This is a genomic window from Kribbella jiaozuonensis, assembly GCF_005233875.1.
Classification (GTDB): Bacteria; Actinomycetota; Actinomycetes; order Propionibacteriales; family Kribbellaceae; genus Kribbella; species Kribbella jiaozuonensis.
The window spans coordinates 530,723-544,015 of sequence record NZ_SZPZ01000003.1; the positions used below are offsets into that span (position 1 = coordinate 530,723).

Genomic DNA, 13,293 nt, shown 5'->3' on the forward strand with positions numbered 1-13,293 from the left:
GAGGCCGTGGATCTGCAGCGCGACTACGGCCTGAGCGTGTCCTCGCTCGAACCGCACCCGGGCGGGTTCGCGACCGACGGATGGGTGGCGGACGGCACCTGGTTCGTGAAGGTGTGGAAAGAAGGCGAGCAGCCGATCGGGCTGGAGTTGCTGGCGGAGTTGCACGCGCTCGGCCTGCCTGTCGTAGAGCCAGTCCGAACCACCCACGGTGAGGGGTCTGCGATGGATGGCGGACGAGCCTATGCCGTTTTCCCTTATGTACAAGGGCGCACGGCGACCTGGGACGACTGGAAGGTTGCGGCCCGGGCTCTCCGTCAGGTCCACGATGCGCCTCCGCAGGTGATGCTGCCGCACGCCGATACCAGCGAGCCGCACATCCGCGCTCTCGAGAACCAGCTGCAGCACCCGTGGATCGTGGACCGAGCGGACGTGGTGTCCGCGGCGCTGGCGCGGTTGGACGACGTTCGATCGCGGCTCACACCAGTGCGCGACGTGCTGTGCCACACGGACTTCCACGGGCTGAACGTGCTGATCGCCGCTGACGGTGAGGTGGCGGCCATCCTCGACTGGGAGAACGCCGTCATCGGACCCCGCGAGTACGACGTGTGGGTCGCGGCCGACGGTCGGCGGATCCCGGAGTTCCTCGACGAGTACGGCGCCGACGATCTGGACCCCGATCATCTCGAGTTCGCGCTGCTCGCCCGCGGGCTGCGGGACCTGTCGGCGCGCGTGTCACGCAACGTCGACCGTCCGGGCGTGGACACGTGGGGCTTCGAGCGGATCGCGCGGGTGGACAGCGATCTGGAGGAGTTCCGCCCGTACTGCGCCTAAGCGGCCGCCCCCGGGCCGGGGAGTACGTCGATGTCGTTGGCGTGCATGGGCTTGCCGCAGTGCGAGCAGCTGAGCTCGACGTGGCTGATCTCCCCGCAGGCGTGGTGCCGGTACAGCACCGGCGGCCCGGCCTCGCCGGCGAGCCATTTGTCGCCCCAGGCAACCATCACCATCAGGACGTCCATCAGCTCCAGGCCTTTGCCGGTCAACACGTACTCGTACCGCGGCCGCTTGTCGTACGGGCGCCGCTCGAGCACGCCGCGGTCGACCAGATGGTTCAGCCGCTCGGTCAGCACCTTGCGGGAGATCCCGAGGTCCGCCTGGATCTGCTCGAACCGCGCCATCCCGACCCAGATGTCGCGCAGGATCAACGGTGACCACGGCTCGCCCATCACGTCGAGCGTGCGCGCGATCGAGCACGCCATCTCACTGAAGTCTGTGCGCTGCATGAAATCAGTCTAGCAATTGGGGTTCCCTGAGGGAACTCCGACATGTTAGCGTTCCTTCAAGGAACCCCAAACGGAAGGCGGAACGATGAGCAAGGTCCTCTGCGCCCTCGCGGTCTCGGTCGACGGATACATCACCGGTCGCGACTCCGGTCCGGACCGTGGCCTCGGCGACGCTCCGATGCTGTTCGACTGGTACTTCGACGGTGACACCCCGAGCCAGGTCTTCGACGGCTTCAAGCTCAGCGCCCCGAGCGCCAAGATGTTCGATGCGCTCGCCGGCCGGGTCGGCGCCGTGATCGCCGGTCACAAGACGTACGACGACTCGAGCCACTTCGGCGGCGGCAGCCCGCACGCGAAGGCGCCGCTGGTCGTGCTGAGCCACGGTCCGGTCGCGGAGATCAGCGAGCAGCAGACGCTCGCCAATACCATCGAGGACGCAGTCGCCGCGGCGAGCGCCATCGCCGGCGGCAAGGACGTCGGTCTGATGGGCGGCGGTGTCGTGACGGCCGCGCTGAAGGCCGGCCTCGTCGACGAGCTCGTCCTGCACCAGGTGCCGATCCTGCTCGGCAGCGGCCGGCCGTTCTTCCAGGAGCTGCCCGAGCAGGTCCGGCTCAACCTCGTCGAAGCAGTGCCCGCCCCGGGCGTCACCCACCTCCACTACGCAGTCGTCCGCTGAAGGAGTAGAACCATGTTGAAGCCCGCCGTACGCCGTGCCGTCGAAAGCAACTCGATCGCTCACCTGGCCACCGTTCTCCCGGACGGGTCGCCGCACTCGATCCCGCTGTGGGTCACGACGCTCGACGACCGCATCATCTTCCTGACCGGGCCCGACTCCCAGAAGGCCCACAACCTCCGCCGCGACCCGCGCGTGGCCCTGTCGCTCGCGCCAGTCGACAACCCCTACGAGCCGGTGATCATCCGCGGCCGCGTCACCGAATGGATCGACGGCGACGCCGGCTGGGCCCTCGTCGACCAGATCGCAATGAAGTACCTCGGCCAGCCCTACGGCCGCGACCAGGCCCGCATCATCGGCGTCATCGAGCCGGAGCACCAGACCGTCGGCGTCTAAGATGCGCGCATGGGTGTGACTGTGACGGTTGGGGAGCAGGACGCTTATCTCGCGCGGGTGGGGCGGGCCGGCATGTTGTTGTTGCCGATGATCACCGGGATCGGTGAGCAGGTGCGGGCCTGGGCCGATGAGCTGGCCGGCGAAGGGATCACTGCGCTGGCGTGGGATCCGTTCAAGGGGCGCAGTACGGACAACACCAGTCGGCAAGAGCTGAGTGGTTTGCTGCGGCAGATGGACGACGACACTGCCCTCGCCGAGCAGAGCGCGTTGCTGGACTACCTCGTCGACGAGCTCGGGTGCAGCAAGGTCGGTGTGATCGGGTGGTGCCTCGGTGGGCGGTTCGCGTTCCTGCTCGGGGCGCGTGACCAGCGGGTGGCGAATGTCGTCGCCTTCCACCCGACGGTTCCGTCCGATCGGCCGCCGCATCACACGTACGACGCGATCGCCGAGGCAGCCGGGATCACGGCGCCGGTGCTGGTGAGCTATCCGAGCGCGGACACCGCCGTACCGAATTCTGACTTCGAGACGCTGCAGACGGTGTTGCAGGCGCGGACGGCCGGGGCGACGTTCACGCAGTACTTCCCGGGCGCGGACCACGGGTTCTCGGACAAGTCGCGGCACGACAAGGAGGTCAACGCGGACGCGTTCCGGTTGGCTTGGCCGCAGGCGTTGGCGTTCATGAAGGCGACGGTTGCCTGAGCGCCGACTCCAGTTGGCGGTGTAGCTCGCCGAGCCGGCTGCGGCCGGGCGTGCCGTCCGGGTAGCGGCGCAGTACGTCCCGGACCACGGGTGGCACTCGGTCGATCGCCCAGCTGACGACGCTCGAGGGGTCACGCCCAGCCAGTTCGTGCGCGTACGCCGCATACTGCGCCGCTCCGATGATGTGCTTCGCCTGGGTGGCCGCCGCCAACGGATGCAGGTACGCCGAACCCGCTGCCGCAACTGCTGCTCGCGCCGCAGCCTCCGCGGCCGGATCGTTTACCTCACCTGCCGCCTTCAGGGCGCCCCACGCAGCCGTCCGGATCGCCTTCGTTCTGTTGCCTCCGGCACCGAATTCGCGGGCGGCCTCGATCGCCTCGCGCGGCCGGCGATCGTCGGGAGCGACGGCTTCATAGAGAGGCAATGCCCGCTCGGCACAGTCCGCGCTCCAGAGGCTGAGCTGCCGCAGTTCGTCGAGGCTCAACGCGATCTCCATGAGCCTCAATCGTATCGTTGAACCTCGGTCTTGAAGCTTTCACGCCGCCCGACGGTGGTCCGTAGGCGTGATCCCGCGGACCCGCTTGAACGCAACGCTCAATGCGAAGGCATTCGCGTACCCGACCCGCCGGGCGATCGTCTCGACCGTGTCCCGGGTCGACCGCAGCTGATCGGCGGCGAGCGTGATCCGCCAACCGGTCAGGTAGCTCATCGGCGCCTCGCCCACCACGGCCGTGAACCGCCGGGCCAGCGAGGCCCGCGACACCCCAACCTTGTCGGCGAGGTCGGTGACGTTCCACGGGTGCGCCGGATCCTCGTGCAGCAAGCGCAACGCAGTACCGGCGACCGGATCGGTCTGGGCCTGGTACCAGCCCGGCGCATGAGAGTCCGGCCGGTCGAACCACGCGCGCAGGGTGGTGATCAGTGCGAGGTCGAGCCAGCGGTCGAGCACGGTCTGCTGGCCGACCGCATCCCGCTGGATCTCACTCGTGATCATCTCCATCACCGACCCGGCCACCTCGGAGGCAGGTACGACGAGCACCGGCGGCAACGCGGTGACCAGTCGCCGGCTGACATCACCCGCCACCTGATAGGTGCCGCTGGCAACCATCACCTCGCCGGACTTGCGGCTGCCGTACGTCCGCACGCCCAGCCGCGCCGAATAGTCGGCCGGTGCCCCGGGCAACGGTTCGCAGATGCCGCCGGGGTGGATCCGCAGCTGCGGCGCGGTGTGCACGCTGTCGCCGACGACGTACGGCTGGGGGCCGGTGAAGATCGCGACGTCGCCCTGCTCCAGCCGCTGCGGCGCGGTGCCTTCGCGGGTCACCCAGCCCGAGCCGCGGACGAGGGTCGCGAGCGCGAGCGGCGCCTCGTCCCGGATCTCCAGCGCCCACGGCAGATCCAGGATGGTCAGGTTGAAGACGCCGTCCTGGGCGCGGGTCCCGGCCAGCAGTTCGTCGAGCACGTCCATGCGATGAGGGTACGGCATGATGAGCGCCTCGAACATCGAATTGCGCCACATAGCCATGGTTTGTCTCACTCAAGCCCGGTGAACTAGAGCCATGAACCCGATACTGATCCTCAGTGGCAAAGGCAAGACCGGTCGTCGCGTCGCGGCACAACTCGACGCGCGGGAGGTCCCGTACCGCCTCGCCTCGCGCTCCAGCGAGCAGCGCTTCGACTGGTACGACGAGAGCACGTGGGCGGCGACGATCGCCGGCGCGGAGACGGCGTACCTCGCGCCGCCGGTCGGACCGACCGGACTCGCGCAGGCCGGCAAGTTCATCGAGCAGGCAGACGGGCTGCGGCGCCTGGTCCTGCTGTCCGGTCGCGGCGTCGGCAGCCCGGGCCGCGACTTCGCCGTGTACGACGGCCAGCTCGAGTTGGAGAACGTTGCCAAGGCGAGCGGTCTGGACTGGACGATCGTGCAGCCGGCCTGGTTCGCGCAGGGCTTCAGCGAGGACTTCCTCCGGTACCACGTGCTCGCGGGCGAGATCCGGCTGTCCGCCGGCACCGGCGCCGAGGCGTGGATCGACACCAACGACGTCGGCGACGTGATGACCACGGCCCTTCTCGACGAGTCGTACGTCGGCCAGACCCTCACGATCTCCGGGCCGCGCACGCTCACCATGACCGAGATCGCCGACGAGTTGACCGCCGCCACCGGACGCCCGATCGGGTACGTCGACCTCGAGCCGGATTCCCACGTCGCCGAACTGATCGAGCAGGGGCTGATCCAGGAAGACGCCGACGCGGTCCGCGACCTGTTCGCGGTGATCCGCAATCACCGCTCGGAGTACGTCTCCGACGGTGTCGAGCAGGTGCTCGGCCGACCGGCCCGCGACTTCACCGATTGGGCCCGCGAGACTGCCAAGACCGGAGTCTGGTCAGCCTGAACAAGCCGAAGCCCTCGCGCCCACCTGAAGGTGCGAGGGCTTCCGCTTGGACCACTACTTGTGCTGCATCGAGACCCACTCGTCGTGGGTGAGCTCCTGCAGCTCCGACGCCGGCGTCTTGGTGCGGGGCGTCGTGCCCCCACCGACGGCACCGCCGCCGAAGACGATGTTCGCCCAGTTGTTCTGCGCGATCAGGATCGACGTGGTCTTGTCGCCGTTGATGTCCGCGGCCGTCGTCGTGTCGGTGGTGTCACCGTCGCAGTTCCAGTCGATCGGCGCGTTCGCCGCGCCGGCCGTCACCCGGGTCGTGCCGTTCGGGCACTTCCAGCTGGTCTTGTAGCCGGCGCCCAGGCTGCCCAGGCCGACCGTCTCGTCCGGCCGGGCCTCATTGATCGAGGTCGGCTGGACGTTCGAGTAGCCCCAGTACTTCGTGCCGTCGGCCTTGAGCACGCCGCCGAGCTGGAACGAGTAGTTCATCACGCTGAGGTAGTTCGGCTTGTAGTTCAGGTTGTCGGTGCCGCCGTGCTTCAGGCCGATGTTGTGCCCGAGTTCGTGGATGAACGTGCCGACGTTGGTGTCGTCGGTCGCGTTCCACCCGCACTTCGGGCCGACCGTGACGATGAACGTGTCGTTCGGGATGTTGAACGCCTGGCCGCTGCTGCAGCCGCCGTCGTAGCTGTCTCCCCAGATCATGTAGTGGAAGACGGCCTTGCGGACCGCCGCGAAGTTGGCTGCCTTGATCGCGTTGGTCTGGGTGGCCGACGGGTTGAGGTCGTCGTCGTACGTGACCTCGTTGCCACCGCCCAGGTTGTACGTCGCACCGCGGGCGGCGCCGGCGTCGAGGTGGATCGTGACGCCGGTCGTGCCGTCCGGGTTGCTGACCGGGGCGCTCGCGAACACCTGGACGATGCGGTCGAGCGCCGCCGTACTGGCGAGCCGGCCGGACATGTAGTCCATCTCGACGAACAGGTCCTTCTTGTTCGGGTTCGCGCCCATCGCGGGCAGGTCCACGTCGACGACGCCGTCACCGTTGGCGTCGTATCCGTTGGTTTCCCATGCGTCCGGCAACGAGTCGCCATCTGTGTCAGTCGCGGCGACGACCGTACGGGCGTTGTCGACGGACGGAGCCGGAGCCGCCACCGCGCTCGAGGTTGCGAGCGCGGCGGCGGCCAGCGAAGTCAGGACAGTGAGCAAGGCGGGGCGGGGTCTCATCAGATCTCCTTGGGGGCGGTGGGTGATCTGCCCGCTACCGTAGGTGAATTTCAGCGCTACGAACGGCCCAGTCGGGTCATTGACCCAATTGGGTCACGCGGCCGAGCGAAGCATCGTCCGGATCCCGACGGTCAGTCCGAGTGCCGCGGTCACGATCGCGGCGACCCAGCCCCAGAGCACCGCGCTCGACCACACGTCACCCGAGAACAGGACCCGCTCCGCGTCGACGACGTACGACAGCGGGTTGAACTTCGATGCCACCCGCATCCATTCCGGACCGGTCTCCAGCGGCAGCAGCATCCCGGACAGGATCATCAGCGGGAAGAGGAACGTCTGCTGCACGACCCAGAACATCCAGTCCTGCTTGCGCACCATGATCGCCAGGGCGTAGCTGAAAGATCCGAGCCCGACGCCGAACACCGCGAGCAACACCAGCCCGACCAGCGCACCACCGACGTGCAGGTCGAAGGCGAACGGCGTCATCACCGCGATCACGATCACCGCCTGCCCGAACAGCGGCACCATCTCCTTCAGCGCCCGGCCGACCAACAGCGACGAACGGGACAACGGCGTGACCAGCATCCGCTCGTGTGCTCCGGTCTGGAACTCGAACAGCAGATTCGCCCCGGTGGTCGACGTACCGAACAGCGTGGTCATCACGAGGATCGACGGCACGAACCATTGCCAGACGCCGTCGCCGAACGTGCCGCCCATCGAACCCGACAGCAGCGGTCCGAAGAGCGCGAGGAACACCAGCGGCTGGATCATCTCGAACAGCAACGAGAACGGATCCCGCAGTACCGGCTTCAACTCGCGCGTCATCACGATCCGGGTGTCGCGGAGCAGGTTCCGGGACGGTTCTGAAACGGTCAGGGTGGTCATCAGGCTGCCTCTCGCAGGTTCCGGCCGGTCAGGTTGAGGAAGACGTCGTCGAGAGTCGGCCGGTGCACCTGTGCCGACGCGATCGGTACGCCGTCGTGCTGGGCGGCCGCGATCAGCTCGGGCAGCGCCGCCGGGCCGTCCGCGACCCGGACGCTGAGCTCGTCGCCAACGGCAACGACTTCGCGAGCCCCGGGCAACTTCTCGGCGAGCACGGTCAGCTGGGAAAGGTTGTCAGGAGCAACGGTCAGGGCGAGCCGGTCGCCGGCCAGCTTGGCCTTCAACGAGCTTGCGGTGTCGTCGGCGATCACCTCGCCGTGATCCACCACGACGACGCGCTCGGCCATCGTGTCGGCCTCGTCGAGGTAGTGCGTGGTCAGCACGATCGTCATCGCGTGCTGCTCGCGCATCCGCAGGATGTGGTCCCACAGGTTCGCCCGGTTCTGCGGGTCGAGGCCGGTCGACGGCTCGTCCAAGAACAGCAGCGACGGCGCGTGCACCAGACCCATCGCGACGTCGAGGCGCCGGCGCTGACCGCCGGACAGGTCCGACACCTTGCGCCGTGCCAGCTCCCGCAGCTCCAACGCGTCGAGCAGCTCGTCGGTCCTCCGCTTCGCGGCCCGGCGATCGAGGCCGTAGATCACGCCTTGCCCGATCAGTTCGTCGCCGACCCGCTGGGTGTGGCCCGCGCCGTTGCCCTGGCCGACGTACCCGATCCGGCGCCGGACCTGGCTCGGCTGCGTCGTCACGTCGTACCCGGCGACCGTCGCGGTGCCCGAGGTCGGGGTGATCAAGGTGGTGAGCATGCGCAGGGTGGTGGTTTTGCCGGCTCCGTTCGGGCCGAGGACGGCGACCAGCTCGCCGGGTTCGACGTCCAGGCTGATGCCGCGGACGGCGTGCACGGTCTCGGTACGGCTCACCACGAAATCCCGGGTGAGCGCTCGGGTGCTGATCACGGATGGCTCCTTCGGTTGGACTTGATGAGCACGACATTTCCAGCAGTAGCGGTCAGGTTCTGTCCCTTACTCATGGGAAGCTGAAGTCATGTCCGAAACCTCTGCTCGACTCCTCGCGCTGCTGTCGCTGCTGCAGGCACGGCGCGACTGGCCGGGTGCTTTGCTCGCCGAGCGGCTCGAGGTCAGCCCGCGGACGGTCCGCCGCGACGTCGACCGGCTGCGGGACCTGGGCTACCCGGTGCGTGCGAGCAAGGGGCCTGACGGCGGCTACCGCCTGGATGCGGGGGCCGACCTGCCGCCGCTGCTGTTCGACGACGACCAGGCGATCGCGGTCGCGGTCGCCCTGCAGACCGCGACGACCACGGTCACCGGGATCGAGGAGGGCGCGTTGCGTGCGCTCGCCACGGTTCGTCAGGTGATGCCGGCACGTTTGCGGCAGCGGGTCGACGCGTTGCAGGTGACGACGGTGGATCGGTACGCCAACCGGCGTACGACGGTGGACTCGGAGAAGCTGATCGCGATCGGGATGGCGGTCCGCGCGCAAGAGGTTCTGCGGTTCGACTACGCGTCACCCGGCGCGCCGGACGAATGGGTGCCGCCGCGCAAGGTGGAACCACATCACCTGGTGACCTGGGGCGGGCGTTGGTACCTGGTCGGCTGGGATCTGGAGCGGAAGGACTGGCGGACGTTCCGGGTCGACCGGATGACGCCGAAGACGCCGACCGGGCCGCGGTTCAGCCAGCGCGAACTGCCGGCGCCGGACGTCGCGACGTACATCTCGAGTCGGTTCCACGGCCAGGACCAGAACCCCTGCAAGGGTGAGGCGATCCTGCAGGCGAAGGCGTCGGACATCGCGCAATGGGCCGGGCGACGTGCGTTCGTCGAGGAGATCACGCCGACGAGTTGCCGGCTCGTGCTCAGCGCGTGGTCGTGGACCGGGCTGGCCGCGACCTTCGGGATGTTCGAGTGTGACCTCGAGTTCGTCGGCCCACAGGAATTGAAGGATGCCGCGGCCCAGCTGGCCGCCCGCTACCAGGAGGCTGCGTCATGAGTACGGAACTGATCATTGTGGACGCCGCCGCCTGGAAGTCCTGGCTGCACGAACACCACGGAAGCTCGGACGGTGTCTGGCTCGTGCTCGCGAAGAAGAACGTCACGGAACCCACGAGCCTCACGTACGCCGAAGCGCTCGAAGAGGCACTGTGCCACGGCTGGATCGACGGCCAGCGCCGGAGTCGCGACGACCAGACCTTCGTCCAGCGGTACACCCCGCGGCGCGCGCAGAGCATGTGGTCCAAGCGGAACGTGGACCTCGTCGCGCGGATGGAGAAGGAGGGCCGGATGCGTCCGGCCGGCCGCGCCGAGATCGAGCGCGCCAAGTCCGACGGGCGTTGGGACAAGGCGTACGGCGGGGCCAGCGCGCGCGAGATCCCGGAGGACCTGGCCGAGGCGCTGGCCGCCAATCCCAAGGCTCAGGCGATGTTCGAGATCCTGACCAGCGCCAACCGGTTCGCCATCGTGCACCGGGTGAACAACGTGAAGAAGGCCGAGACCAGGACCAGGAAGATCGAGCAGTTCGTCGAGCAACTGGCCCGCGGAGAGACGATCTACCCGCAGAAGCGGACGCTCTAGATCAGGTCGAGCGTCGCGTCCTGGCCCGCGGTGAGCGGGAAGTACGCGAGGAACGTGACGCCCTCGTCCTCGGTGTCGAAGCGGGAGATCCGGTCGACCGCCGGCTCGTAGAACACGTCGCCGGGATGGAGGACCTGTACGTCGCCGTCGGCGGCCTGCTGGTAGACCGCCTTGCCCGACACGATGTTGCCGAACACAGGGCCGTTGTGGACGTGGGCGCCGAGCGCGGTGTGCGGCTCGATGGTGATCCGGCGTACCTCGACGCGCTGCACCGGGAGCGCCTCCGGCAGGTGCTGGTCGAGCACGACGACGCGGCTGATCGGGGACTCTGCTGGGTTCATGGCAGCATCGTACATACCAATAGGTACAGAAGTCGCGCGGGTTTGTGCGCCGGGGTGAGGCGCGGTGGGTCAGTAGAGGACGGGGTTGAGCGGGGAGGAGATGGTCTCGCCGGGCTGGTTGCCGGGCATCCAGCTGGCCAGGTCGGCCTCCTGGTTCTTGTTCACCGGCTCCGAGATCTCCATCGCGGCGTCGACGTAGATGATCGTCATCACCCGGCGCGGGATGCCGGTGGTGTTCGGCGGCGCGTGGTGGAAGGTCCAGCCGAGGTGGTAGCTCACCTCGCCGAGCTCGAACGGCTCGGAGACCTCCGCGAACTCCTGCTCGGCCAGCGTCTCCTGCAGGACCCGCTCCGACTCGTCGCTGATCGGCAGGTCGCGGCCGTGCTCGAAGGTATGGCTGCCGGCTGCGAACGACAACGGGCCCATCGCCATCGGGGTCTCCTGCAGCGGGACCCAGACCGTGACGCAGCGGTCGGTCGCGAACGGCCAGTAGTACTGGTCCGCGTGCCACGGGGTGACTCCGCCGCCGGACTCCTTGTACAGCGCCTGATCGTGGTACAGCCGGACCGACTGCACACCCAGCAACTGCGCGGCGATCCGCGCCAACCGCGGCGACGACACGAACTCGAGCACCCGCTCGCTGTCCTGCCAGAGGTTCGTCACCTGCAGGAACGCCTTGCCGTAGGTGTCGCGTTCGTCCAACGGCAGGTGTTGCGTGTTCAGCTCGATCACCTTGCCGGTGATCTCCGGCTCGTACGCCGCGATCGTCTCGGGACTCAGCACGTTCTTCAGCTTCACGAATCCGTGCTCGGCGAAGTGCGCGATATCGGACCGGCTGAGGATGTAGTCGGTCTCGAGCTCGGGGCGGGTCAGAGTCATGGGACTCAAGGGTTCAGGAACGTTTCATCGCTGTAAAGATCAGTGATCAAATCTTTGCTCTTCGTGCACGTGCACGGAGAAGCGGTCAGGACCGTAACGCGAAACGATCCAGCGCCTGCAGGATCAACTCCTTCGTGCCGGTACCTCCGGCACCGTGACCCTCCTGCTCGACCAGGTGCAGCTCGGCATCCGGCCAGGCCTGCGCCATTCGCCAGGCGATGTCCGCCGGACTGCTGATGTCGAGTCGGCCGTGGATCAGCACACCCGGGATCCCGGCCAGCTTTCCGGCGTCCTGCACGAGTACGCCTTCTTCCAGCCAGGCTGCGTGACCCCAGTAGTGCGTGACGAGCCGCGCCAGCCGCAGCCGAAGTACGGGGTCGTCGTACCGGGAGTCGGGCTGCCAGTTCGGGTGGGTGCGGACGTGCGTGTCCTCCCAGTCGCACCAGTCGCGCGCGGCCTTCTCCCGTACGGCGGGATCCGGGTCGTGGAGCAGACGGCTGTAGGCGAGCGGGAGATTGCCGTCGCGATCGTTCGCGGGAACGCCGTCGCGGAAGCGCGACCATTCCTCGGGGAAGATCCGGCCCATGTCGCGGGTGACCCACTCGACCTCACGCCGGGTCGTGTTCGTGACGCTGAACAGGACGATCTCGGAGATCGCCTCCGGGTGCTGCTCCGCATAGGCGAGCCCGAGCGTCGCGCCCCAGGACGCTCCCAGCAGAAGCCATTTCTCGATACCCAACTGCCGCCGGAGTTGCTCGAAGTCCGCGATCAAGTGAGTCGTCGTGTTGGTGCTCAGATCCACGTCCGGCTCGGCGGCGTCCGGCGTACTGCGTCCGCAGTTGCGCTGGTCGACGAGAACCACCTTGTACTTGGCGGGATCGAAGTACCTCCGCCACCAGGCGCCGGCGCCGGAGCCCGGGCCGCCGTGGATCACCAACGCGGGCTTGCCGTCGGGGTTGCCGCAGACCTCCCAGTACACGCGGTTGCCGTCGCCGACGTCGAGCAGGCCGTGGTCGTAGGGCTCGATCTCCGGATACATGCTCAGAGGACTCCCGTGTAGGTGAGGGCGAACGTCCCGCAGGGAAAGAGGAACAGGGACGCGAGCACGATGATGCCCTTGAAGGACTGGCCGGGACCAATGAGTTTGCGGTAGGCGGCGACGAGCACCGGGACCATCACGAGCTCGAGCGGCAGCATGCTGCGGGGGATGATCGTGGCGGTTGCCGCGAGTACGACGGAGAGCGCGGCGGCGGCGATCCAGGCGGCGTACCCGATCCGGTACGTCGTCCGCGCGCCGAAGCGGACCGCGATCGTGTGGTAGCCGGCGGCGCGATCGGCTTCGAGGTCGGCGAGCGTGGTGGGGAGGTAGAGGCCGATGGCGGCGAGCGTGCCCTGGAGGCCCATCAGCCAAGGGAAGTTGCTGAGGTCCGGGTTGATCGCGGCCCAGCCGGCCAGCGGTCCGAAGGCGCCGAGGGCGAGCGCGTTGACGGCGACGTCGAAGCCGGCGCGGGTCTTCAGCCGGACCGGCGGGACGGAGTACGCATAGCCGAGCAGGACGGCAAGTAGGACGCCGAGCGCGAACACGACACCTACGTGCAGGCTCAGCCCGACCGCTGCGACGGCGGCCGCGAAGGCGAGTCGCTTGGCTGCGCGGAGCGTGATGCGTCCGTCGAGCAGCGGCGACTTCGCCTTCCGCGGATTGAGCCGGTCGCTCGGCAAGTCGTACGCGTCGTTCACCGCCAGCACGGCCAGCCACACCAGCGGACCCATCACCACCGCGCCGACGATCAGCCGCGGCCACTCCTCCACCGGCGGGACCAGTTGGCGGGTGGCGAGCAGGATCCCCGTGTAATAAGGAACGATCGACACCACCCAGAACGCCGGCCGCCCCACCGCGATGACGTCGCGAACCCGCGCAGTCGTACCCCGGACCTGCACCAGCGTGCTCACATC

At 68.1% G+C, this 13,293-nt stretch carries 17 protein-coding genes; 7 read left to right on the forward strand and 10 right to left on the reverse strand.

Annotation, left to right across the window (positions count from 1 at the left end):
* Window positions 1–6 precede the first annotated feature (6 nt).
* Window positions 7–831: a phosphotransferase enzyme family protein gene (locus FDA38_RS22240; protein ID WP_137256011.1), complete on the forward strand. Its 825-nt coding sequence runs from the start codon at window positions 7–9 to the stop codon at window positions 829–831.
* Here the strand turns inward: FDA38_RS22240 and FDA38_RS22245 are convergent.
* Window positions 828–1,280: a winged helix-turn-helix transcriptional regulator gene (locus tag FDA38_RS22245; protein ID WP_137256012.1), complete on the reverse strand. Its 453-nt coding sequence runs from the start codon at window positions 1,278–1,280 to the stop codon at window positions 828–830. The genes FDA38_RS22240 and FDA38_RS22245 overlap by 4 nt on opposite strands.
* A gap of 85 nt (window positions 1,281–1,365) precedes the next feature.
* Between FDA38_RS22245 and FDA38_RS22250 the strand changes: the two genes are divergently transcribed.
* The 3 genes from FDA38_RS22250 to FDA38_RS22260 are packed head-to-tail and all read left to right on the forward strand — an operon-like array spanning window position 1,366 to window position 3,048.
* Complete coding sequence (locus tag FDA38_RS22250; protein WP_137256013.1) at window positions 1,366–1,956, forward strand: dihydrofolate reductase family protein; 591 nt, start codon at window positions 1,366–1,368, stop codon at window positions 1,954–1,956.
* Window positions 1,957–1,968: 12 nt separating this feature from the next.
* Complete coding sequence (locus FDA38_RS22255; protein ID WP_137256014.1) at window positions 1,969–2,349, forward strand: TIGR03618 family F420-dependent PPOX class oxidoreductase; 381 nt, start codon at window positions 1,969–1,971, stop codon at window positions 2,347–2,349.
* A 9-nt stretch (window positions 2,350–2,358) separates the two neighbouring features.
* Complete coding sequence (locus FDA38_RS22260) at window positions 2,359–3,048, forward strand: dienelactone hydrolase family protein (protein ID WP_137256015.1); 690 nt, start codon at window positions 2,359–2,361, stop codon at window positions 3,046–3,048.
* Here the strand turns inward: FDA38_RS22260 and FDA38_RS22265 are convergent.
* Complete coding sequence (locus FDA38_RS22265) at window positions 3,026–3,544, reverse strand: putative immunity protein (RefSeq protein ID WP_137256016.1); 519 nt, start codon at window positions 3,542–3,544, stop codon at window positions 3,026–3,028. The two genes, FDA38_RS22260 and FDA38_RS22265, sit on opposite strands and share 23 nt — an antisense overlap.
* A gap of 39 nt (window positions 3,545–3,583) precedes the next feature.
* Window positions 3,584–4,516, reverse strand: coding sequence for an AraC family transcriptional regulator (locus FDA38_RS22270; RefSeq protein WP_137256017.1), 933 nt, complete (start codon window positions 4,514–4,516; stop codon window positions 3,584–3,586).
* Window positions 4,517–4,607: 91 nt separating this feature from the next.
* On the opposite strand from FDA38_RS22270, the gene FDA38_RS22275 reads away from it, so the two are divergent.
* Window positions 4,608–5,441 (forward strand): NAD(P)H-binding protein, encoded by an 834-nt coding sequence (locus FDA38_RS22275; RefSeq protein ID WP_137256018.1) that lies wholly within the window; start codon window positions 4,608–4,610, stop codon window positions 5,439–5,441.
* Between the two features lie 54 nt (window positions 5,442–5,495).
* On the opposite strand, the gene FDA38_RS22280 is transcribed toward FDA38_RS22275, so the two are convergent.
* From FDA38_RS22280 to FDA38_RS22290, 3 genes are all read right to left on the reverse strand, one after another.
* Entirely contained in the window at window positions 5,496–6,653 is a 1,158-nt protein-coding gene (locus FDA38_RS22280) for a zinc metalloprotease (RefSeq protein WP_137256019.1), read from the reverse strand.
* Between the two features lie 93 nt (window positions 6,654–6,746).
* Window positions 6,747–7,535, reverse strand: a complete 789-nt coding sequence (locus FDA38_RS22285) for an ABC transporter permease (protein ID WP_137256020.1) — start codon at window positions 7,533–7,535, stop codon at window positions 6,747–6,749.
* Window positions 7,535–8,488, reverse strand: coding sequence for an ATP-binding cassette domain-containing protein (locus FDA38_RS22290; RefSeq protein WP_137256021.1), 954 nt, complete (start codon window positions 8,486–8,488; stop codon window positions 7,535–7,537). The genes FDA38_RS22285 and FDA38_RS22290 overlap by 1 nt, the downstream gene beginning before the upstream one ends.
* A gap of 88 nt (window positions 8,489–8,576) precedes the next feature.
* On the opposite strand from FDA38_RS22290, the gene FDA38_RS22295 reads away from it, so the two are divergent.
* Window positions 8,577–9,539 carry a helix-turn-helix transcriptional regulator gene (locus tag FDA38_RS22295; RefSeq protein ID WP_137256022.1) on the forward strand — a complete coding sequence of 321 codons (963 nt, stop codon included), beginning with the start codon at window positions 8,577–8,579 and terminating at the stop codon, window positions 9,537–9,539.
* Window positions 9,536–10,120, forward strand: coding sequence for a YdeI/OmpD-associated family protein (locus FDA38_RS22300; protein ID WP_137256023.1), 585 nt, complete (start codon window positions 9,536–9,538; stop codon window positions 10,118–10,120). Before FDA38_RS22295 ends, FDA38_RS22300 begins: the two co-directional genes overlap by 4 nt.
* On the opposite strand, the gene FDA38_RS22305 is transcribed toward FDA38_RS22300, so the two are convergent.
* From FDA38_RS22305 to FDA38_RS22320, 4 genes are all read right to left on the reverse strand, one after another.
* A complete protein-coding gene (locus FDA38_RS22305; RefSeq protein WP_202877783.1) occupies window positions 10,117–10,461 on the reverse strand; it encodes a cupin domain-containing protein in 345 nt (114 codons plus the stop codon). The two genes, FDA38_RS22300 and FDA38_RS22305, sit on opposite strands and share 4 nt — an antisense overlap.
* Window positions 10,462–10,530: 69 nt before the next feature.
* Window positions 10,531–11,340, reverse strand: coding sequence for a phytanoyl-CoA dioxygenase family protein (locus tag FDA38_RS22310; RefSeq protein ID WP_137256025.1), 810 nt, complete (start codon window positions 11,338–11,340; stop codon window positions 10,531–10,533).
* A gap of 85 nt (window positions 11,341–11,425) precedes the next feature.
* A complete protein-coding gene (gene pip, locus FDA38_RS22315) occupies window positions 11,426–12,379 on the reverse strand; it encodes a prolyl aminopeptidase (protein WP_137256026.1) in 954 nt (317 codons plus the stop codon).
* A 2-nt stretch (window positions 12,380–12,381) separates the two neighbouring features.
* Entirely contained in the window at window positions 12,382–13,290 is a 909-nt protein-coding gene (locus tag FDA38_RS22320) for a UbiA prenyltransferase family protein (RefSeq protein WP_233714854.1), read from the reverse strand.
* Window positions 13,291–13,293: the final 3 nt, after the last annotated feature.